Here is a 20,165-nt window from a genome sequence, read left to right on the forward strand (position 1 = left end):
TTTTCCTCTTCCTTCTGGAAAAGGAAAATGAAAGATGGCAGGATCAATTGACGCTGCGCGTGGGCGCCCTTAAACTAGGTTTCGGACGATAGGTTTCTGGACGCTTATGACAGCCGTCGGACGCGTCCTAGACAATTAATGGCTTCAGCAAAAAATACTGTCGTTCTGCCGCAATCGAATCGGGTACGCCTCGTAGTGGCGTCCTCGGTGATGCTGACGTTTATTTCCTTCTGGCGCGCCGCCGCTATCGTTCTCAATGATTTAGGTTCCTCAGCGTTCTATGCAGGCGGCCTCGCGGAAGAGGCTGTGGGCAAATCGGCTCCCTGGCTCATCCTGGGCGTCGTCTTCTTTGCCTACGCCGTGCGTTCGGTGTATGTCGAGAGCTGCTCGATGTTTACGCGCGGCGGTGTCTATCGCATCGTCAAGGAAGCGCTTGGAAGCACGTTTGCGAAGATCAGCGTCTCCGCGCTGATGTTCGACTACGTCTTGACCGGACCGATCTCGGGTGTGTCTGCCGGTCAGTACATCATCGGTTTGCTGAACGACCTGTTCGCTTATGCCGGTGCGAGGATGCACTGGGCGACCGTTCCCCACCTACGACCGGATATAGCATCGGCCTTTATCGCAGTGGTCATTACGCTGTACTTCTGGTGGCAGAACATCAAAGGCATAGAGGAGTCGAGTCAGCGAGCCCTGGACATCATGAAGATCACCACTGTCATGGTGGTGATTCTTCTTTTTTGGGGCATCTTTACGGTGCTTCATCGGGGCGCGCAGCTTCCTCCGCTGCCGGTACCTTCGAATCTCCACTTCAGCCAGGACGCACTGGGATTCCTGAAGGGAACGAAGTTTGCTACGTCTCTGGGACTGTTTGGCGTCTTGATGGCCTTTGGCCACTCCGTGCTCGCAATGAGCGGCGAGGAGTCGCTGGCGCAGGTCAATCGTGAGATCGAGCATCCGAAGCTGAAGAATCTGAAGCGCGCCGCGCTGGTGATTGCGACCTACAGCTTCTTCTTCACCGGGTTGTGCTCCCTGCTAGCTGTCATGATCATCCCCGATGCGGTCCGGGTGCATGTCTATCGCGACAACCTGATCGCTGGAATGGCCATGTACATGGTCGGCCCCGAGGTTCTCCGGTTTATCTTCCGCTGCTTTGTCGTGGTGGTCGGCTTTCTGATCCTTGGAGGGGCCGTAAATACAGCTATCGTCGGCTCGACCGGCGTGCTGATGCGGATTGCCGAAGACGGAGTTCTGACAGATTGGTTCCGCAAGCCGCAGAAGAAGTACGGCACAAGCTATCGCATCGTAAACCTGGTTGCAGGAATGCAGCTGGTGGTGATTGCACTGACGCACGGCAACGTTGTGGTAATCGGTGAGGCATATGCCTTTGGCGTGATCTGGAGCTTCACCTTCAACGCCCTCGCCATGCTGATCCTGCGATGGAGGTACCACGGCGAGCGTGGCTGGAAGGTGCCGCTGAATATTCGAATCGGAAAGACAGAGATCCCGATTGGCCTGCTCTCGGTGTTCCTAGTTCTTTCGACGACCGCAGTCGTCAACCTGTTTACGAAGTCCGTAGCGACCGTGAGCGGCGTCATCTTCGCCGCAGTCTTCTTCGTGATCTTCTCGCTCTCGGAGCGGAGCAATAAGAAGCGGCACGACCTGACCTCGCGGCAGATGCGCGAACATTTCCAGCTTGAGCACCAGGACACGGTGGGTCTCACATCGCTGGACATTCGGCGCGGCGCAGTCATTGTGACGATGCGCGATGCCGCTGCTCCCTTCGCGCTGAAGTGGGCCTTGACGCATACGAATACGGAGGAGCAGGACATCGTCGTCCTGGCGGCGCGCATGATGGGAGTCGGAGGGCCGGAGTACGTCGAGGCGTCCGATCAGCTGTTCAGCGAACACGAGCAGATGCTGTTTACCAAGGCGGTATCGGTAGCGGAGAGCTTTGGAAAACATATCTCTCTTCTGGTGGTTCCAGCCGGAGATATCTTCGCTGCCCTAGTCCAGACTGCCAACTCGCTGGATGCTGCTGCCGTGGTCTCTGGACTGTCGAGTAAGTTGACGGCAGAAGAACAGGCCTATCATGTGGGACAGGCGTGGGAGGCCTTACCTGAACCAAAGCGCCAGTTCACGTTTTACGTGATCAAGCCTGATGGCGAGGCTCTGAGCTTCCATATCGGACCGCACGCTCCCACCATTCAACCGGATGAGGTGCAGCTTGTCCACCGGCTCTGGCTGAACCTGCGCCGCGATCCGGCGATGCGCGATCTTCATCATAGCGATATTGTGACTTATGCGCTAAGTCGCATGGCGTCAGAGTATGCGCGTGATAAAGACAATATGCTTCATGGCCTGGAGCACTACCTGCAGCGTTCTGTCGTGCGGCGCGGACTGGGCACCGTCTATCACGAAGAGATGGATAAATCTGGTCCCGGATATGCAATTCGTACAAAGGCGGAGCCGAATCCGGATAAAGAGAAGGTAGAAACTACGCGTAAATAACAGACTTGTTTCCCCTCTGCGTTTGCGAGAGCTGAATAAGTCCGGTATCGTTGGTGATAGTAAGAAGATATGCATACATAACTTGCCTATCCATTCGATCTCTTTTTTGTAACTATTTCCCGCATTCGTAGGAGACTTCAGTGGAAGTTACCCAGATCATTGCCGAAATCGATGCACAGATTCTCAAGTTACAGCAGGCACGTGCACTGCTTGCTGACGCATCGCAGCCCAAACGCTCTGGCCGCGGCCGGCCCAAAGGAAGCACGAACGTAGCGAAGAAGGCTACCAGCAATGGTCGAAAGCGCAAGCTGACTCCTGAAGGTCGCAAGCGTATCGCCGACGCAATGAAGAAGCGTTGGGCCGAGCGGCGAAAGCAGAATTCAGCAAAGTAGATTTCGGTTTCAAATAATAAGGCGCAGGCGATAAGGATATTCGCCTGCGCCTCTCACATTTCTTACACTCCAGAGGATCAGCGAGTAACAATCACCTCTCGAAGTGAATCCTTTGCAAGGAAGAATCGATAACTGCTGAAATCCTTGAGCAGATTTTCTACCTTGCGATTGCTGTAGGTATTCACCAGCGGATAGTTCCCAGCTTTTTGAATCTCGACCACCTCGGTATCGGTGAGATGATAGCGACAGAAGGCCGTGGTCGCGTCACTGTTCGCATGGAAGAACGCAAGCATCAGGCCACCCGGACTGATCACTTCATGCAGCTTTGCGAAGACCGGTTCCACGAGCGGCTCCGGCAGGAAATCCACAGTATCCCAGAGGATGACGACGTCGAACTGCCGACCCGGGAAGTTGAGATTGGCTTCGAAGAAACGCGCAACGTCGTATTGGGGCGGTTCACCCGGCTCGCCCGGGTGAACCCAGTCCGGGCGTGCAGCCTCTTCGACGAGATTCGCCATATAAATGCTGTGACCGAGCCCGGTAATGTAGTTGATGTTGGTGGAAGATGTTGGGCCGATGTCGAGTACGCGCAGAGATTCCTGAGACGTCAGGTGCTTCTGGAGCTCCTTCCATCCGCTGGAATGGCGCGGGACCCTGGCACTATCTGAACCGCGCGAATTCCCGGAACCTTCTCCGCCGCCGAAGAAATTACGCATCTGTAGCTCTGTCCTCCTTAAGCTTTGTGCTCGAGCAGAAGATTCTCCTGCTGAGGTTTTCCGCTTACAGACGGAACATCCGAGCCAGCCTCGGCACTGCGCCCCAAGTCTACTTTCCCGCGCAAGGTAGCGTTTTCTTCAATCGACAGCCGTTTGCTGAAGATGTCTCCCTTGACCACGGCTGAACCGCGAATCTCAACCTTCCCAGTAGCGTGCAGATCACCCTTTACGTCTCCAAAGACGATCACATCCTTCGCACGGATGTTGGAGAGCACTCTTGCGTTCGGTCCAATTGTCAGAGCGTAGTCAGGCAGGGTAATCGTTCCTTCCATGTCGCCATCGATGTAGAGGTCTTCGTTTGCGGACAACTCACCTCGAATGGTGACAGACTTGCCTATGACGGTGGATCCTTCAGCGGGTTTCATTCCGTATCTCTCTCCTTGCGAATGCTGCCAGACAATCTATACCTTGCCCGAACTATACCCAACGCGTTGCATCGAGGCAAACATGGCGCAGGATCCGAGAAAACTTTGCACCGGCAAGCTACGTCACACATAAGACAGTCAGCACGGTATACAGTCAGTCCAGGTGACGTTACAGCGAAGAGGTAAGGCAGAGTGAGGTTGAACGATCGCATGCAACAAACTTCCCCTGCTTTGCATGCACTGCCGCATCCTCCAGGTATGCGTCGTCGTATCTCCAGGCTGCTCCTTAGTGTCGCCCTGATAAGCCCGTTCTGTCCGCTGGCCGCAGGCGGTCAGAGTCACTCCAGCCCGGATCGATCGACACAGGCCTCTCCGCTCTCCATTCCTCCGCGCCAATGGGTCGTCGACGCAGTGGGAAAAGAGCTGGACGTTCTTCACAACCGAAACAATCACCTGCGTTATCGCATGCACCTGGTCAATGCAAAGGGTGACCAGACGCGCGATGTCATCGAAAGCAGAGATGGGACGGTAGCGAGGCTGATTCTGCGCGATGGCAAGCCTTTGACCGAAGAGCAGGACAAAGCAGAGCGTGAGCGATTAAATGACATGCTCAAGAACCCCGATGCGTTTGCAAAACACATTAAAGACACCGAGTCCGGAAAAAAGATCGCTGACCAACTTATGCGCCTTATGCCAGACGCGATGATCTATACCTATGTGCCCGGTCAGCCGCAGACAGGAAGACATCCCGGGATCACCGAGGTGGTGCTCGACTACGAGCCAAACCCCAAGTTCCATCCGCCCACGACCACAGCCGAAGCACTGACGGGGCTGCGTGGAAGAGCCTGGATCGATATCAAGACGAAACAGGTTGTACGAATGGAAGGAACGATCTTCCGGGCCGTCAACTTCGGCTGGGGCATGCTGGCTCACATCTATCCTGGAGGCCAGTTATCTCTCGACCAGGCGGAGGCGACAGATGATCGCTGGATCTTCACTCACTTCAAGGAGCGCATCGCTGTCCGTGCTCTTCTGGTGAAGACGCTGAATATCCAGTCGGACGTCGATGGCTCCAACTTCCAATCTATCCCCGCGATGAGCTACCAGGATGCAATTCGCGAGCTTCTGAATACGCCCCTGCCGAAGCACTAAGCCGCGCCTTACACCGCAACTCGAGCCTTTGCACGGAGTGTTTTCCTGCGCACCGTAAGATTTTCGATCCGTTCAGGGAGAACGGCATAGCCTGAGCCCACACCCGTCGGTACTATGATCTCGCCTGCCTTGCTGACCGTCACCTCGGGCTCGATGATGTCCTCGGCCCAGTAGCGAGCCGATGCGGAGACGTCTCCTGGAAGCGAGAAGTTTGGCAGCGACGAGAGCGCGATGTTGTGCGCGCGCCCGATACCGGTCTCCAGCATGCCACCGCACCAGACCGGAATTCCCCGCTCCGCAGCAGCGTTATGCACGGCTATGGCCTCACTGAAACCACCGACGCGTCCCACTTTGATGTTGATGATCTGACAAGATTCCATGTCGATGGCTGCGAGTGCGTCACGCCGGTTTCGGATCGACTCGTCGAGACAGATCGCCGTCTCGATTCTCTTCTGCAACATCGAGTGGAAGTAGAAGTCGTCGTACCACAGCGGCTGCTCAATCATCAGCAGGTTGAACTGATCCCACGAGGCGATGTGATCGAAGTCTTTCATGCGATAAGCAGAGTTGGCGTCGCAGCTGAGAAGGATCTCAGGCCAGCGATTGCGAACGGCCTCGAATATGTTGGTGTCCCATCCAGGTTTGCACTTCAACTTGATGCGTTGGTAACCCGCTGCTAACTCGGTTTCGATCTTCTCTATCAGCTGCTCCAGCGTTGGTTGAATCCCGATCGACACACCGGAGGGAATGACGTCGCGGGTGCCTCCAAGGAGGTAGGCGAGCGGCTTTCTTGCAACCTGCGCCTCAAGATCCCATACAGCGTTCTCAAGCGCCGCCTTAGCCATGCGGTGGCCGCGCACCTGCCTAAGAAGATCTGGAACGTCGCCTCCGTGCTCGAGGTTGGCGTCCAGCAGACGAGGAATCAGTTCCGTTTCGGTGATGATCCAGGCGGTGTCGATCATCTCGTCGCTGAAGTAGGGGTGTTCGCCCGCAACGCACTCACCCCAGGCCGTCAGGCCTTCGCTCTCCAACTCAATCAGGAGAATGCGGCGTCCCGTCGTAAGTCCGAAGCTGGTCTCAAAGGGGTGAGCCAGCGGCATGTTGATCTCCCGCATGTGAATCGCATCGATGTTCAGCATCTCAAATCCCGTCCTTCCAAGGGTTATCTTGTGGTTAGGCGCGCCTTCGGGTCTTCCCGACAGGTTCAGCTCCAGGCGCCTTGTTCTTCATCACTCCATGAACCGAGCAGAAATGTTCCATCGCCGGCGTCGTCCCGCTCGTACCCTATGACACTGAGACCTCGCTCAAATGCCGACTCGAACGCCATTCGATTGGTCGCCTGTAGCTGCTGCGCCAATGATCTTGTATGAGGATCCTGCTTCCACTGGGAGATGGTATGCGGGACAGTGATTCGTTCAAGGACCTGGATTGGCTCCGTCTTTCCGCTGAGGATATTTGTTACCCGGGGAGACTTCAGCCACCATTCCGCGTATAGCCTATCCGTCGGCAGACCGCCCTGCAAGGGGGAAGATGACGGACCATAAAAGTCCTCTTTATAACGGCGGGAGATAGCTCCCAGACGAGCGATATTCAGGTGTGCATTCTTGATCTCGAGGGGATCGAAGGTCCACTCCATCAGGTCGAAGCCCCGGACGAGGGCGTCTTCTCGCTGGGCAAGCTTAAGACGTCGACCCAGTCCGGCGTTACGGTAATCCGCCAGAACAGCCAGCATGTGCGAGTGGAGGTACGAGTGCCCCTTGCGATAACCAGGAAGCGCCATTGCAAAGCCGACCACCGTGTCCCCGTCAAAGGCGCCGAGGACCTGGCCGCCGATGCGCTGGGCGACGAGGAAGACCCTTCGGGGAATCAGATCGCCATCACTGTATCCCCAGACCTCAAGCTGCAGTACGACGCAACGCTCGAACTCCTCGAGCGTCGTGAGTGGCCGGATGTCAATCTGCGCTTCTCTCCGAATTTCGATTGCCGTTTGCTTCTCTGTACTCATGATTTCCAGTCTTTCGTTCTTCCTGGCGCTATCGCCGAGTTCACTTCTCTGCCTGCTTTGCCTCTCGCCATAGCTGGTCCAGTTTTTCCGGTCCCAGGCTAGCGAGAGATTCTCCACCACCTGCCTGGCGCTCCATCGCTTGAAAGCGCGAACGGAACTTCGCATTCGCACGACGGAGGGCAGACTCAGGATCGACCTTAAGATGGCGCGCGAGGTTTACAACGGTAAACATCAGGTCACCAAGCTCCTCTTCGATCGCAGCCTCTGAGGCACCGGCTGCTTCCGTTTGAGGATTCACTTCGGCGCGAAGCTCGGCGACTTCCTCATCGACCTTATCGAACAGACCATGCACGTCGGGCCAGTCGAACCCGACCTTCGCTGCACGCGAGCCGAGCTTCCCCGCTTCGATCAACGCGGGCATGGAACGGGGTATCTCGCCGAGCACCGAGAGTTCAGCCTCTCTGCCCGCAGTGCGCTTCTCTTCGCGCTTGATCTCTTCCCAGTTCTTCAGAACCGTCGCGGAATCCTCCGCCGTGACATCGCCAAAGATGTGTGGGTGTCTGCGGATCAACTTCGCGTTCAGATTGGCCGCCACGTCGCTGATATCGAAGTAGCCGGCCTCCGAAGCCATTTGTGAGTAGAAGAGTATCTGTAGCAGCAGATCGCCAAGCTCATCCTTCAGCTCAGGCCATGCTCTGCGTTCGATAGCGTCGAAGACCTCATAGGTCTCTTCAAGGGTGTGGCGCTTGATCGTGTCGAAGGTCTGCTCCCTGTCCCAGGGACATCCTCCCGGCCCACGAAGCCGCGCCATGATCCGCACAGATTCGATCAGGTTGCGTGCGGCCTCTTCGGTCTCCAGAGACTCCATATATCTATACTTTACCCGAACCATGGGAGGGAACGCACGTTGCGTGATAGCATCCTGACCATACAGCGATGACTGATCCCGGCAGACAATTCCCCGAGAAAAAACGGAAGAACCCTATCCTCTGGGTCCTGCTCGCGATTCCCTATCTCGCACTGTGCTTCCCGCAGCTCTATGCTCGGGCTACACCCGCGCTGATGGGCTTTCCCTTCTTCTACTGGTACCAGTTTGCGTGGGTCGTGATCACTTCGCTTCTTTTGGGAATTGTCTATCGCGCACTGAAGGACTAGTTCCACAGATCGACATCCAAGGGATCGCCGTGCCGGTTTAAGAAACCGCCAGCCGCTGACTTGATGAGTAGATTGTGAAGAGGAGGGAGGCTGGCAGGGTCTTTCTTATGCTGCCCTGCCGCCACTGGGAGAGGGTTTGAAGTGTCGGCACGCAGCATACGAGGCCGGGCACTTCGTGGTGTGTTGGTGATGCAGATTGGTACTGCGGGAATCTCTACTTGGAAGCCTGCTGTTCCATATTTGTCATCAGCTTGATCTCGACCCGGCGATTCTTGGCTCTGCCTGCTGCCGTGTTATCGCTGGCGACCTGTTGATCCTTGCCGATACCTATCAGATAGAACTTGTGCGGAGGAATGTTGTATTTGCTCGCAAGATAATTTACAGCCGCATCCGCACGGCGCTGGCTCAAGCCATAGTTATAGTTCGCATCGCCAGTGGTATCGGTCCCACCAGTCACAGCCAGGATGTAGTTCCTCTTGTCCGCAAGTCCCGCTGCGAAGTCATCCAGCGTCTTGCGATCCTTGGCCGTGAGCGTTGACTTGTCGAACCCGAAGGTGACACTCACGTCAGCGATTGACTTGTAGTTGTCGAGATTAGCGACCACTCCGGAGAGCGTGTCGACCCGGTTATAGGCGTCTTGCGCGGAGTGATTTGCTGCATCCGCGGACTGCCCTGCGGCCTGGGCTCGCTCCTCAGCAGAGTTCGCGGCTCCCTGAGCCTTCGCGATGCCCGCCTGGGCGCGCTCGTCGGTGTCCATAATCGCGCGATGATCGCTGGCCGTCTTGGCATCGAGCTGGTTGGTCTTATCGACCAGCGGAGCCGTCTGCGATCTCACATAGTTCTTGCTCGAGCAACCGATCGTGAAAGTCAGCAACAAAGCACTGGTAAGGACGGCAGTTCCTGCAGAACCGATCTTCAACTCTCGACCAAGGGAAAAACGTGTCATGCCGCTCATTTGTCTACTCTCCTTCGTGTGCAGTCTTGGCTGCAACCCGTTACACCCTGTAATCACTGCAATCTCCATGCCAAACACTGGCAGATTCCAAAACCCTGTCTTTAAAAGGATGTATCGGCGCACCGGACGGGATGTCTGATTCCACCTACGTTCACGGATGGAACTTTTGATGTGCATCCGCGTCAAATCTACTCGGACCTCCATTTATCCGCGAAGCGTCTAAACTGGAATGTAAGCCTTCATGTGCAAGCGTTTGCGAGCAAATGGGGCGCAATGGAATGGACCTTCATCAGAAAATCCGGACCCTGCCGACCTCTCCCGGCTGCTACCTCTATAAAAACGCCGAGGGTGAGGTCATCTACGTCGGTAAGGCGAAGAATCTGCGCGCGCGGGTGCGCTCCTACTTTCTTGACGCCTCGCAGGCGAACGCAAAGACCGGAACACTGATGCGCGAAGCCGTCGATGTGGACTACATCACGGTCGCAAACGAACACGAGGCGCTCGCGCTTGAAAACAATCTCATCAAGCAGCGCAAACCGCGGTTCAACATCCTGCTCCGCGATGACAAGACCTACCCGTATATCAAGCTCACCATGGCGGATCGCCACCCGAAGGTATTCGTAACCCGCAAGTTGCGCAGGGATGGCAGCGCCTATTTTGGACCGTACTTCCCCGGAAATCTCGCTCACCGTCTTGTTGATCTGATCCATCGCAGTTTCCTCATCCCAAGCTGCAAGGTAGACCTCTCCCGGTATCACCCACGCGCATGCCTGCAGTACTACATCAAGCGCTGCCTTGGTCCGTGCGTGGAGGGCCTGACGACGCCGGAGGACTACCGGCAAGCCATCCGAGATGTGCAGCTGTTTCTGGAAGGCCGACCAGGTGAACTGGAGCAGCGGCTTGGTGAACGGATGCAGCAGGCAGCGCAGGCCGAGCAGTATGAGATGGCAGCTCGACTCCGGGACCAGCTCTCCACCGTCCATCAAATGCTGGACAAGCAGCGCATCGCGACCACCGACAACGAAGATGCGGATGTCTTCGGCTTCCACTATGAGAACGAGATGCTGGCGGTCAACCTGTTCCACATGCGTTCGGGAAAGATCGTCGATCGGCGTGACTTCTTCTGGGAAGATCTTCCCGAGTTCATGGAGACGTCGAGCGACGAGGAGCCCACTGCAAGTTCTTCCCCCGAGAACATGCAGCACCAGTCCACGGGGAACGCCGTCGCTTCGCCGACCGAATCTGTGTCTTTCCTGGAGCCAGACCCAGCCTGCCCCGCACCCGAGATCGGCGAGGGCTCTCCTCTGACGCAGCATGCGCCTCTTGCCGAGCCGGGTTCGAGCTTCAGTCCTGCAGCCTTCTTTTCCGCGCTCCTGAAACAGCTCTATCTCGATCAGGGATACGTTCCGCGATCCATCCTTGTGCCTGTCGACTTCCCAGATCGTGCTCTGCTGGCAGAGCTGCTGGCAGAGCACACCGGTCACCGCATCGAGATCCTCGCACCGCAGCGCGGAGAAAAACGCTCGCTCGTTGACCTTGTCGGTCAGAATGCGAAGCAGTCCTACGATCAGCGATTCCGCGTCCTGCTGCCTTCGCAGAAGGCGATCGTGGAGGCACTGCAGGACGCCCTCATGCTCGAGGAACCTCCGCAACGCATCGAGTGCTTCGATATCTCTCACATTCAGGGAGCGGAGACAGTGGCTTCGATGGTGGTCTGGGAAGACGGCGCCATGAAGAAGTCGGACTACCGAAAATTTCAGGCGCGAACGGTGACCGGGGTGGACGACTTCGCCTCCATGCGCGAGATCATCCAGCGGCGCTACAAACGGCTGCTGGAGGACAAGAAACCCTTCCCTTCGCTGATCCTGATCGACGGCGGTTTGGGCCAGCTGCACGCCGCAGCGGATGCCCTCAACGAACTGGGGGTCACGCTGCAGCCTCTGGCATCGATCGCCAAGCGTGAGGAGATTATCTACGTCTACGGGCAGGAGAGCGATCCTGTCGTTCTCGATCGGCGCTCCCCTGTGCTGCACCTGGTCCAGAAGATTCGCGATGAGTCTCACCGCTTTGCGATTACCTATCACCGCAAACGCCGCGAGATGAGGGACAGAGACTCGGAGCTGCTGTCCATTCCCGGCGTCGGTCCGCGTACGCGGCAACGATTGCTGGAACACTTCGGGTCGGTTCGCGCGGTGCGGCAGGCTGCGGAGAAGACGCCGGACGCGCTCACCGCGGTCGTTAACAGCGCAACGGCGGAAAAGATCCGCCGTTACTTTGCTGCAGAGGCGCCTCAATCCGGCGCGGCGCTCAATGTGCTTCCTTAGATCCCGCAATCTCCCTCGGGTTCGCAATTTCCCTGTAGAGCATGTCGCCGACGATCCTGTGAACCGCGGTCGAGGGATGGTTCTTGTGATAGTAGAAGTGACTGGCCGGATTCGCACATGGCGTGCAGTCTTCGTTGAAGATCGCTCTGCCCGCACACTGGTCGGTCGTATCGGTGATCTTATATTTGGGCGCGTCTGTCATAACACGATCAAAGTATGCGCCCCATTGGCTTAGCCGAATGTCCGCACCCTTCAGCTTCGGAGCCATGGCAGCCGGGATGGTTCGGATTGCAGGATTTAGCCGCGTTGCCACCTCGCTGAAGGCAGGGATGGCCTCCGGCAGGATAGCCAGACGAAAATGGCGTGCTCCCGCGTCATAGAGAGCCTGAATCTCGCCTTCAAGATTTGCCACCGTCTGGTCGGTTGAGATGCGCTTGTCGTTGAGGCCGCCGGCGATAAAGAAAAGAGTCGTGTCGGCGTCAAAAACTATCGATCCGTCGTGAACTCTCGCGACGAACTCTGCGACCTGGTTCTTCATTCCCAGCCCCAGCCAGCCATTCGGCACGATGTGTCCAGGACTCTCCCCTGTCGGAGCCCCGCTGACCGCGAAGTTCAGACTCTTCTCCGCCGCGTCATGTGCATTGGAGGGAACCAGGGTGAGCCCCATCCTGTGGGCCAGATAGGCCACCGCCGTAGGGCCGTCGCTATCTACCCAGCCCCTGCCGGAGTCCGAGTAGCTGTCGCCAAAGACGTACATTCGATCGATGGAAGCCTGGGTTTGCGCTGAAGAAAACCCGCAAAAACTAAGGATCATTAGTAAAAGGAGAAGTGGCCGCATGCGTGAACCATCGTACCCGATGGCCGTCCTGAACCGAAATAGATATTTCTGACCCTAAAGAACTTGGCCGCCTCTACAGCCCTCCGCCCGAAGCCGAGCTGAAAGTGTTGCAGTGATTGATATCGCCTGATTGCAGCCCACGAGTGAACCAGGTCTGCCGCTGTGCGGAGGTTCCATGGGTAAAGCTATCCGGCGAAACTGCGCCTCGCGACATCTTCTGCAGATGATCGTCGCCAACCGCTGCGGCGGCACTGAGACCATCTCTCACGTCGGACTCGTCGATCTTGCCGCGCTGGGCCGCAGTATGAGCCCAGACGCCTGCCAGGCAGTCGGCCTGGAGCTCCAGCATGACGGAGAGCTGATTCCTCGCCTCAGGGTCGCGCGACTGCAGCTGACGCATGTGGTTTTCAATGCCGAGGATGTTCTGGACGTGGTGGCCAAGCTCATGAGCGATCACATAGGCCTGAGCAAAGTCAGCCGTGCTTCCGCCGATGCGGTGAAGCTCATCCCAGAAGCCGAGATCGATATAGACCTTCTCATCGGCCGGGCAGTAAAACGGTCCTGTCTGTGACTGCGCAGTACCGCAGCCTGATCGCGTGTAGTTGCGGAAGAGCACAAGCTTGGCATGACGGTAGGGCCGATTCGCCTGCTCCGGAAGCAACTTCTCCCACTCCTGCTGAACGTCATCGAGCACGAAGGAGACAAGTTGGGCGGAGCGATCTTCCGCGGGGGAGGATGCCGCCGGTCTACTGTTGGAGGTGGCTACATGACCACCGCCAGAGAGATAGCTGCCAATATAGTTGCGCCCGGTTATCAGGCTGATAATGACCAGGAAGATAAAGCCAACGATTCCGATTCCGCCGCCGCCGAAGCCGCCGGAAGATCCCCGCCTGTCTTCGACATCGTTACTGAGCCCTCCAGGAGTCCAGTCCATACTTCACCCCACAAATTTCACTGATATCGGGCCGATTTGATCAACAACGCTATGTTAGACGCAGGGAACGAAAACGATCCCATTCCGTAAATAGTAGACGAACCATATTGGGGAGAACCTGCTTATGTCTACCGCAACTGCGCCCACCACCGTGGTGCGCCCGATGGACCGCTCTCTAGGCGACGCTCTGCGGCTGGCGCTGCTATTTGCCCTCATCAAGTTGGGCCTGCATATCGGAACTAATCTCTGGGAGGCCCACATCGGCTGGGGCTACTTCCGGGATGAGTTCTATTACCTGATGTGCGGCCGCCACCTGGCCTGGGGTTATGTCGATCACGGCCCGATCGTAGCGATGCAGGCGCGGATCGCCGAGACCCTCTTCGGGCACTCGCTGGCGGGAATCCGCCTGTTATCGGCGGCTGCGGGAGCGATGCGGGTACTGCTGACCGGGCTCCTGGCCTGGTCTCTCGGTGGACGCCGGCCTGCACAGGCGCTCGCGATGCTGGGTGTGCTGCTGGCACCTCAGTACCTCGGCCTGGACAGCTTTCTCTCGATGAACTCCTTCGAATCCATCTTCTGGATGGGAGGCCTGCTGGCGCTTATCCTGCAGATCCGCGGATATTCGCAGCGGTGGTGCTGGATTGCATTCGGAATCTCCGCCGGGATCGGCCTGCTCAATAAACCCTCGATGACATTCTTCCTGATTGCGCTCTTACTGGGGCTGTTGCTCACTCCGGAACGCCGGGTTCTCTTTACCCGTTGGAGCGCTATTGGAATCGCGCTCCTGGTTTTGATCGCACTCCCCAATCTGATATGGCAGATCGCAAACCACTGGCCGACGCTGGAGTTTCTTCACAATGGACGGGTCGGAAATAAGAACGTAGCGCTTGCCTCTCTTCCCTTTCTCGTCAAGCAGGTCCAGAACCTCAATCCGGTCTCGATTCTCATCTGGGCTTGGGGACTTCTGTGGCTCCTGCTCAATCGGACAGCGAAGACCTGGAGATTTCTCGGTTACACCTATCTAATCTTTCTCGCGAGCATGATGGCGCTCCATGCCAAGGACTACTACGTCGTGCCGATCTATCCCATCCTCTTCGCGGCGGGCGGCATAGCGTGGGAGCAACGCTTCCGCGAACGATCGGCTGTTCGACATAACCGTGCGTTCGCCTTTCCGCTTTACGAGGCAATTCTCGTTCTGACCGGGTTGCTGATTTTACCGATGGCGATCCCTGTCATGCGCCCGCTGCAGTGGGTCGCCTACGCGAAAGCTCTTCATCTTTACGATCAGTCGAGCAACAGTGAGAACGAATCCAGCGGCATCCTTCCGCAGTTCTATGCCGACCGCTTTGGCTGGCAGGAGGAGGTGGATAAGGTAAGCGCAATCGTCCAGCACCTCTCCCCGGAGGATCGTTCGCACGCGGGAATTCTCGCGGATAACTACGGAGAGGCTGGTGCGCTGGACTTCCTCGGTCGCGGTCTGCCGCCTATTGTAAGCGGCCATAACACCTATTGGCTGTGGGGACCGCGTGGAGTCGGAGGACAGGTGCTGATCGTAATCTCCGGCGATAAGCCGCAGCACTTCGAGAGGCTCTGCCGACAGGTCGAAGTTGCCGCGACCATGGATCACCCACTGTCGATGCCCTTCGAGCACAAGCGTATCTACCTGCTTCACGGCTGCCAGAGCGTGCAGTCTCCAGAGAACAACTGGCTGAAGTACAAACATTACTTCTGACACTTCCCTGGCGAAGCGGCTCGGTCTCTGTGCTACTCTCCGAGCAACCCATGCAAGTCAAAGAGCAGCCACAGACGGAACTTCCGCGCGTCCTGAACGCATCGCATGCTACCTCGATCGTCGTCGGGATCATCATCGGCAGCGGAATCTTTCTTGTGCCGCGAGAGATGATGGCTGCGGTTGGCTCCTCCGGCATGGTGTACGCCGTCTGGATCGTCGGAGGACTGTTGTCGCTATTCGGGGCGATGACCTACGCCGAGATCGCAGCGCTGCGCCCCAGGTACGGCGGCGAGTACGCCTTTCTGCGCGAGGCCTACGGCGACCTGGTCGGCTTCCTCTACATGTGGACCTGGATCACCATCGCCAAACCGGCATCGATTGCCACCATTGCGGCAGGGCTGGCGCGCGTGCTGGCAACCTTCCCGGTCTTTTACTTCTTCGAACACCGGGCGGTGGGACCTCTGCTGTGGAGCCAGGTCTTCGCCATCGCCATGACGTGGCTGATCACCGGCCTCAATATTCTCGGTACACGCAAATCCGGCAACGTGCAGCTTGCACTCACCTGGCTCAAGATTCTGCTGATCGTGGTCATAGCCGGGTTCTGCTTCGGCGCAGGAGGAAGCCACGGATCCTGGCATAACTTCGCCACCGAGTTCACCGGGGCGCGCGGAGGATTCTCCGGCTTCATGATCGCGCTGATCGCGGCGCTCTGGGCCTATGACGGCTGGAGCGATGTCACCCAGATGGCCGGTGAGGTACAGAAACCGCAGCGGAGTCTGCCCCTCGCGCTGGTCGGCGGAGTCGCGATCGTCGGAGCGATGTATATGCTCACGAACGCAGCTATCCAGTACGTCATGCCCGCAGCTACGATTGCGAGCGCCGACCGTCCCGCGGCGGATGCGCTGCGCATGATCGCTGGGAACTGGGGCGCCGGGCTGGTCTCCATCGGGATGGCGGTAAGTATCTGCGCCACCTTCGTGGGATCGTCGCTCTCAGGAGCCCGTGTCCCCTTTGCAGCCGCGCATGACGGGTTGTTCTTTCGTCAGCTCGCTTATGTGCACCCTAAATTTCACACCCCGTCCACCTCGCTGATCCTTCAGGCGGTTCTCAGTTCCCTTTTGCTGCTTGTCATCGGACGTTTTCAGGCGCTGTTCTCTCTCGCCATCTTCGCGGAGTGGTTTTTTTATGCGCTGACGGCCAGCACCGTCTTCGTCTTCCGCCGCCGCGAGCCCGATATCATCCGGCCCTACAGCGTGTGGGGATACCCTGTGCTGCCGCTCCTGTTCATCGCAGCGGCAATAGTGCTGCTGGTCTTTTCCTTTGCAGACCAGCCCCGGAACTCCATCATCGGAACCCTCATCATCCTCTGCGGAATTCCGCTGCACTTCGCTTTTCGCCGACGAAGCCGGGTGGCCTAGCTGCGGTTCTGAATCACCCGCTCATAGACTCGCACGTACTCGCGGGCGGGCTTGTCCCACGAGAAGTCCTGCTCCATCGCCCGCTTCATCATGGCCCTCCAGGTCTTCTTATCTTGGAACGCCGTCAGCGCCCGCTGCACGGCATCCAGGAGACCGTTCGAGTCATATCCCGAGAACTTGAAGCCGTTGCCGCGGCCGTCGACCGGTTCGTCGATTGAGTCCTCTAGACCGCCGGTGGCGCGAACCACGGGAATCGTTCCGTACTTCAGGCTGTAGATCTGGTTCAGGCCGCCGGGTTCATAGCGCGAAGGCATCAGGAAGAGATCCGATCCGGCCTCGATCTTATGCGCCATCACGTTGTCGAACTTCACCTGCACACGCATTTTGGTGGGGTATCGATCAGCCATCTCCGTCAACAGACGCTCGTAGTACTCCTCACCGTTCCCCAGCATCACGAGGACGACATCTTCCTGCAACAGCCGGTCGAGAATATCGACGATAAAGTCGATTCCCTTCTGGGTGGCGAATCGTGACACGACACCGATCACTGCGGTCTGCTCGTCGACGTCTTCAAACCGGAAGGCGTGTAGAAGATCCCGTCTGCACTCCCGCTTTCCATCCAGTTTGTCTGCCGTGTAGTGAGCGGCAATATAGGGATCGATGGCGGGATCCCACTCCCCGTAATCGGCACCATTGAGGATGCCAAAGAGATCTCCGGACCGACGCCGGAAGGTGTCTTCAAGTCCATTGCCGAACTCTGGTGTCTGGATCTCCTGCGCGTACGTCTGACTGACGGTAGTGATGGCATCGGAATACACCACCCCGCCCTTCAGGAAATTAACCTTGTCGAACTGCTCCAGCTTATCCATCGTGAACATCTCCCACGGCAGCAGCAGCGTCTCCATGGTGCGAGGCGGAAACCATCCCTGGTACCCCGCATTGTGGACGGTCAGGACAGCGGGAACATTCCGAAACACCGGATCGAAATAATAGATCGACCGCAGCATGACCGCCGTCATCGCTGCCTGCCAATCGTGTACATGGAACACATCCGGAACCCCGATAACCTTGGTCGCCTCGATCACCGCGCGGCAGAACGCCCCAAAACGCTCCGCATTGTCCGGGTAATCTCCTGAGGGAGTGGCGTAGAAGCTCTCGCGGTCGAACAACTCGGGAACGTCAACAAAGTACATCTGCACACCGTCGACGATTCCTCCATCCAGAAGGCGAGCGAAGCGATTGTAAGACGGAAACGGCACCGTCACGCTCGGTAGAACAACAGAAGCATTGGAGACTGCCTTTGCGACCTGGCGATAGTACGGAATGTAGACATGCACCTTGTGACCCATCTTCACCAGGGTCTTCGGCAGGGCGCTGATCACATCCGCCAGTCCCCCGGTCTTCGCCCAGGGTGTGCACTCCGAAGCCGCAAACACGATATGCATGCCATCTCCCTCTTCTTTTCAAACCAAAACGTTAGTCTATACAAAGAGATGCAGAAAGCACGTAACGGGCTTCGGAAGCCATGAAACGCAAACCAAAACTCGGGCAGAACTTCCTGGTCGACGACCGGGCCCGGCACTCCATCGTCGATGCTCTCGGCGACATACGCCAGCGGACCGTCATCGAGATCGGTCCCGGCCGAGGTGCGATCACTGAGATTCTGGCTGCACGGGCCGGCCGGCTTATCGCCCTGGAACTGGACCGAGAACTGGCTCCGGCCCTCGCTCAGCGGTTTGCCACGCAGCCCAACGTGCAGATAGTCGAAATCGATGTCCTGAAGGCAGACCTGACCGCCCTCATTCCGGCTGGTGAGACTACAGACGTCGTAGGAAACCTGCCGTACTACATCACCTCGGACATTCTGTTGAAACTCTTCAGCGCGGGAGCGGCGGGTCTGCTCTCCCGTGCCGTAGTCATGATGCAGCGGGAGGTGGCCGAGCGCGTCTCGGCCAGACCCGGCGTGCGTGACTATGGCCTGCTCTCCGCCACGGCACAGATGAACGCCAGGGTCGATTATCTCTTCACGTTGCCTCCATCGGCGTTCTCACCGCCGCCGGAGGTATATTCGAGCGTTCTCAGAATGGACTTCGCGCCGCGTTTCGCCGAACTACAGGTGGATCCCAGGGGATTCGACACCTTCCTGAAGCAGAGCTTCGCTCAGAAACGCAAGACGCTGGAGAATAATCTGCGAGCGGCGGGATACTCATCGCCGGACCTCGCAGCCCTCTGGCCAGACACGGTCCCCCGGCAGGCACGCGCTGAATCGTTGACGCTGGAGACTATGGCAGAGCTCTATCGCTCCCTCCGCCACCTCTCCTCGTAGACTTCTAGACTCCGACGGAGGCTAGCGCGATACCTCTTCGCTTTCCGCCAGTAGATGCGCGGCGCGCTCCCGAACCCTCTGCATCAGCGCTTCGTCGGCGATGATCGCTTTGAGGGCAGGTGCAATGTTCCCCAGCTCCAGCGCTCGCTTCTCCTGAACCTCGTGGCTCAGCACATCCATCTCCGAGTAAAGGCCGAGCCGGTCGAACCGGTGAAGGAATTCAAGCTTTCGGCCTTCGTCCATGGTGAAGGCGATCGCCTGGAAGGTATCCGTAAGCTGGGCTACGCTCTTGTTCTCCGAGTAGTTATAGAGACAGGAGCCTTGCCCGTCCGCTCCCTTGTAGCTGAGAGTCTTTTTACCGGTGTTCGCAATATTCTTCGCCTTCGACTCGCACTCGATGTTGAAGCGATCCAGCGCATGTGCGGTGTTGAAGATCGTCTGTGTGGTCGGAGAGCTCAGTTTGATCGCTTTATTAACCGGCGGTCCGGCAGTGGACGTCTGCCCCGCACCGGCACTAACGGCCGCGAGCTGCGCCTGATAGCTTCCGGTCCCGTCCTCGTGCACCACAATTGTGAACTTTGGAACCGGAAGACCGATTCTCTCGAATTGAAAACTTACCTCGGGACCTGCGGGGATAGCCTCAGACGCGGCGGGCTGACCGGCAGCGGTAGCAACGGTCTGCGCAAAGCAGGCGCTGGTCAACGTCAAGACCGCGGCAAGGATCTTCATCGTCCGGCACCCTGGGCCGTAAGCGTCTGGGCAGTATGGATGTGGCAGATAGCGACGGCGAGAGCATCGGCGGCATCCGCAGAGTCCGGAGCCTGCTCAAGTTCCAGCAGCCGGGTCACCATAAACTGCACCTGCTCCTTGCCTGCCAGGCCATATCCCACAACGGAGCTCTTGATCTTCAGAGGGGCATACTCGACGACATCCAGGTTCAGACTCGCTGCCGCGAGCATGGCGACCCCGCGTACCTGCCCGAGCTTGAGCGCTGATTTGGCGTTCGCGGAGAAGAAGACCTCTTCGATGGCCACAATATCGGGCTGATGCACCGCCATCGCGGCGGTTAGCTCGGTATACACCTGCGAAAGCCGCAGCGGAGTCTTCTGCTTCTTGTTCAGCCGGATGGTTCCCGAGGCGACCTGCGTCAGCTTTGGCATCCGCGCGTCGCAATCCACCTCGACCACACCATAACCGGTGAACTCCGTACCGCAGTCGATTCCGAAGACGCGCATGGGCGAAGTTTACTTCATTTCCCTGTCCATCCGGACTGTCGAACCTG

At 57.7% G+C, this 20,165-nt stretch carries 19 protein-coding genes; 8 read left to right on the top strand and 11 right to left on the bottom strand.

All coding sequences use genetic code 11. From position 1 onward, the window contains the following. The first annotated feature begins 138 nt into the window (after positions 1–138). A complete protein-coding gene (locus tag JAO29_RS21540) occupies positions 139–2,511 on the top strand; it encodes an APC family permease (RefSeq protein WP_334270341.1) in 2,373 nt (790 codons plus the stop codon). 140 nt (positions 2,512–2,651) lie between these two features. After that, complete coding sequence (locus JAO29_RS21545; RefSeq protein WP_334270342.1) at positions 2,652–2,903, top strand: hypothetical protein; 252 nt, start codon at positions 2,652–2,654, stop codon at positions 2,901–2,903. Between the two features lie 77 nt (positions 2,904–2,980). Here the strand turns inward: JAO29_RS21545 and JAO29_RS21550 are convergent, their stop codons facing one another. Then, positions 2,981–3,619 carry a class I SAM-dependent methyltransferase gene (locus JAO29_RS21550; RefSeq protein ID WP_334270343.1) on the bottom strand — a complete coding sequence of 213 codons (639 nt, stop codon included), beginning with the start codon at positions 3,617–3,619 and terminating at the stop codon, positions 2,981–2,983. 17 nt (positions 3,620–3,636) lie between these two features. After that, positions 3,637–4,044, bottom strand: coding sequence for a bactofilin family protein (locus JAO29_RS21555; RefSeq protein ID WP_334270344.1), 408 nt, complete (start codon positions 4,042–4,044; stop codon positions 3,637–3,639). 210 nt (positions 4,045–4,254) lie between these two features. Here JAO29_RS21555 and JAO29_RS21560 point away from each other — a divergent pair, with 210 nt between their 5' ends. Next, complete coding sequence (locus tag JAO29_RS21560) at positions 4,255–5,196, top strand: hypothetical protein (protein WP_334270345.1); 942 nt, start codon at positions 4,255–4,257, stop codon at positions 5,194–5,196. An 8-nt stretch (positions 5,197–5,204) separates the two neighbouring features. Here the strand turns inward: JAO29_RS21560 and menC are convergent, their stop codons facing one another. The 3 genes from menC to mazG all read right to left on the bottom strand — a co-directional run bounded on the left by menC (position 5,205) and on the right by mazG (position 8,069). Next, the gene (gene menC / locus JAO29_RS21565) at positions 5,205–6,332 is read right to left on the bottom strand and encodes an o-succinylbenzoate synthase (protein ID WP_334270384.1); all 1,128 of its coding nucleotides are present in this window, start codon (positions 6,330–6,332) and stop codon (positions 5,205–5,207) included. Between the two features lie 68 nt (positions 6,333–6,400). Continuing rightward, the gene (locus JAO29_RS21570; protein ID WP_334270346.1) at positions 6,401–7,201 is read right to left on the bottom strand and encodes a GNAT family N-acetyltransferase; all 801 of its coding nucleotides are present in this window, start codon (positions 7,199–7,201) and stop codon (positions 6,401–6,403) included. 40 nt (positions 7,202–7,241) lie between these two features. Continuing rightward, the gene (mazG, locus tag JAO29_RS21575; RefSeq protein ID WP_334270347.1) at positions 7,242–8,069 is read right to left on the bottom strand and encodes a nucleoside triphosphate pyrophosphohydrolase; all 828 of its coding nucleotides are present in this window, start codon (positions 8,067–8,069) and stop codon (positions 7,242–7,244) included. Between the two features lie 68 nt (positions 8,070–8,137). Here mazG and JAO29_RS21580 point away from each other — a divergent pair, with 68 nt between their 5' ends. Continuing rightward, positions 8,138–8,356, top strand: coding sequence for a DUF3311 domain-containing protein (locus JAO29_RS21580; RefSeq protein WP_334270348.1), 219 nt, complete (start codon positions 8,138–8,140; stop codon positions 8,354–8,356). A 214-nt stretch (positions 8,357–8,570) separates the two neighbouring features. Here the strand turns inward: JAO29_RS21580 and JAO29_RS21585 are convergent, their stop codons facing one another. Next, complete coding sequence (locus tag JAO29_RS21585) at positions 8,571–9,311, bottom strand: OmpA family protein (protein ID WP_334270349.1); 741 nt, start codon at positions 9,309–9,311, stop codon at positions 8,571–8,573. 278 nt (positions 9,312–9,589) lie between these two features. On the opposite strand from JAO29_RS21585, the gene uvrC reads away from it, so the two are divergent. Continuing rightward, positions 9,590–11,635, top strand: coding sequence for an excinuclease ABC subunit UvrC (gene uvrC, locus JAO29_RS21590; RefSeq protein ID WP_334270350.1), 2,046 nt, complete (start codon positions 9,590–9,592; stop codon positions 11,633–11,635). Here uvrC and JAO29_RS21595 read toward each other — a convergent pair. Continuing rightward, entirely contained in the window at positions 11,619–12,473 is an 855-nt protein-coding gene (locus JAO29_RS21595) for an SGNH/GDSL hydrolase family protein (protein WP_334270351.1), read from the bottom strand. The two genes, uvrC and JAO29_RS21595, sit on opposite strands and share 17 nt — an antisense overlap. Before the next feature lie 73 nt (positions 12,474–12,546). Continuing rightward, a complete protein-coding gene (gene ypfJ / locus JAO29_RS21600) occupies positions 12,547–13,407 on the bottom strand; it encodes a KPN_02809 family neutral zinc metallopeptidase (protein ID WP_334270352.1) in 861 nt (286 codons plus the stop codon). Between the two features lie 124 nt (positions 13,408–13,531). Here ypfJ and JAO29_RS21605 point away from each other — a divergent pair, with 124 nt between their 5' ends. Then, on the top strand, positions 13,532–15,139 hold the full coding sequence (locus tag JAO29_RS21605; protein WP_334270353.1) for an ArnT family glycosyltransferase: 1,608 nt from the start codon (positions 13,532–13,534) through the stop codon (positions 15,137–15,139). 50 nt (positions 15,140–15,189) lie between these two features. After that, complete coding sequence (locus tag JAO29_RS21610; RefSeq protein WP_334270354.1) at positions 15,190–16,557, top strand: APC family permease; 1,368 nt, start codon at positions 15,190–15,192, stop codon at positions 16,555–16,557. On the opposite strand, the gene glgA is transcribed toward JAO29_RS21610, so the two are convergent. Next, a complete protein-coding gene (glgA, locus tag JAO29_RS21615; protein ID WP_334270355.1) occupies positions 16,554–18,002 on the bottom strand; it encodes a glycogen synthase GlgA in 1,449 nt (482 codons plus the stop codon). The genes JAO29_RS21610 and glgA overlap by 4 nt on opposite strands. 80 nt (positions 18,003–18,082) lie before the next feature. Here glgA and rsmA point away from each other — a divergent pair, with 80 nt between their 5' ends. After that, on the top strand, positions 18,083–18,883 hold the full coding sequence (gene rsmA / locus JAO29_RS21620) for a 16S rRNA (adenine(1518)-N(6)/adenine(1519)-N(6))-dimethyltransferase RsmA (RefSeq protein ID WP_334270356.1): 801 nt from the start codon (positions 18,083–18,085) through the stop codon (positions 18,881–18,883). A gap of 21 nt (positions 18,884–18,904) precedes the next feature. On the opposite strand, the gene JAO29_RS21625 is transcribed toward rsmA, so the two are convergent. Continuing rightward, positions 18,905–19,612: a hypothetical protein gene (locus tag JAO29_RS21625; protein ID WP_334270357.1), complete on the bottom strand. Its 708-nt coding sequence runs from the start codon at positions 19,610–19,612 to the stop codon at positions 18,905–18,907. Further along, positions 19,609–20,118, bottom strand: coding sequence for a crossover junction endodeoxyribonuclease RuvC (gene ruvC, locus JAO29_RS21630; RefSeq protein WP_334270358.1), 510 nt, complete (start codon positions 20,116–20,118; stop codon positions 19,609–19,611). Before ruvC ends, JAO29_RS21625 begins: the two co-directional genes overlap by 4 nt. Positions 20,119–20,165: the final 47 nt, after the last annotated feature.

The sequence above is a fragment of the Edaphobacter sp. HDX4 genome (assembly GCF_036877565.1).
Classification (GTDB): Bacteria; Acidobacteriota; Terriglobia; order Terriglobales; family Acidobacteriaceae; genus Edaphobacter.

Excerpts from the sequence above, each read along its gene's own strand:
- JAO29_RS21540 (WP_334270341.1), top strand. The coding sequence starts at position 139 with ATGGCTTCAGCAAAAAATACTGTCGTTCTGCCGCAATCGAATCGGGTA.
- JAO29_RS21550 (WP_334270343.1), bottom strand. The coding sequence starts at position 3,619 with ATGCGTAATTTCTTCGGCGGCGGAGAAGGTTCCGGGAATTCGCGCGGT.
- JAO29_RS21555 (WP_334270344.1), bottom strand. The coding sequence starts at position 4,044 with ATGAAACCCGCTGAAGGATCCACCGTCATAGGCAAGTCTGTCACCATT.
- JAO29_RS21560 (WP_334270345.1), top strand. The coding sequence starts at position 4,255 with ATGCAACAAACTTCCCCTGCTTTGCATGCACTGCCGCATCCTCCAGGT.
- JAO29_RS21570 (WP_334270346.1), bottom strand. The coding sequence starts at position 7,201 with ATGAGTACAGAGAAGCAAACGGCAATCGAAATTCGGAGAGAAGCGCAG.
- mazG (WP_334270347.1), bottom strand. The coding sequence starts at position 8,069 with ATGGAGTCTCTGGAGACCGAAGAGGCCGCACGCAACCTGATCGAATCT.
- JAO29_RS21580 (WP_334270348.1), top strand. The coding sequence starts at position 8,138 with ATGACTGATCCCGGCAGACAATTCCCCGAGAAAAAACGGAAGAACCCT.
- JAO29_RS21585 (WP_334270349.1), bottom strand. The coding sequence starts at position 9,311 with ATGAGCGGCATGACACGTTTTTCCCTTGGTCGAGAGTTGAAGATCGGT.
- uvrC (WP_334270350.1), top strand. The coding sequence starts at position 9,590 with ATGGACCTTCATCAGAAAATCCGGACCCTGCCGACCTCTCCCGGCTGC.
- JAO29_RS21595 (WP_334270351.1), bottom strand. The coding sequence starts at position 12,473 with ATGCGGCCACTTCTCCTTTTACTAATGATCCTTAGTTTTTGCGGGTTT.
- ypfJ (WP_334270352.1), bottom strand. The coding sequence starts at position 13,407 with ATGGACTGGACTCCTGGAGGGCTCAGTAACGATGTCGAAGACAGGCGG.
- JAO29_RS21605 (WP_334270353.1), top strand. The coding sequence starts at position 13,532 with ATGTCTACCGCAACTGCGCCCACCACCGTGGTGCGCCCGATGGACCGC.
- JAO29_RS21610 (WP_334270354.1), top strand. The coding sequence starts at position 15,190 with ATGCAAGTCAAAGAGCAGCCACAGACGGAACTTCCGCGCGTCCTGAAC.
- glgA (WP_334270355.1), bottom strand. The coding sequence starts at position 18,002 with ATGCATATCGTGTTTGCGGCTTCGGAGTGCACACCCTGGGCGAAGACC.
- rsmA (WP_334270356.1), top strand. The coding sequence starts at position 18,083 with ATGAAACGCAAACCAAAACTCGGGCAGAACTTCCTGGTCGACGACCGG.
- JAO29_RS21625 (WP_334270357.1), bottom strand. The coding sequence starts at position 19,612 with ATGAAGATCCTTGCCGCGGTCTTGACGTTGACCAGCGCCTGCTTTGCG.
- ruvC (WP_334270358.1), bottom strand. The coding sequence starts at position 20,118 with ATGCGCGTCTTCGGAATCGACTGCGGTACGGAGTTCACCGGTTATGGT.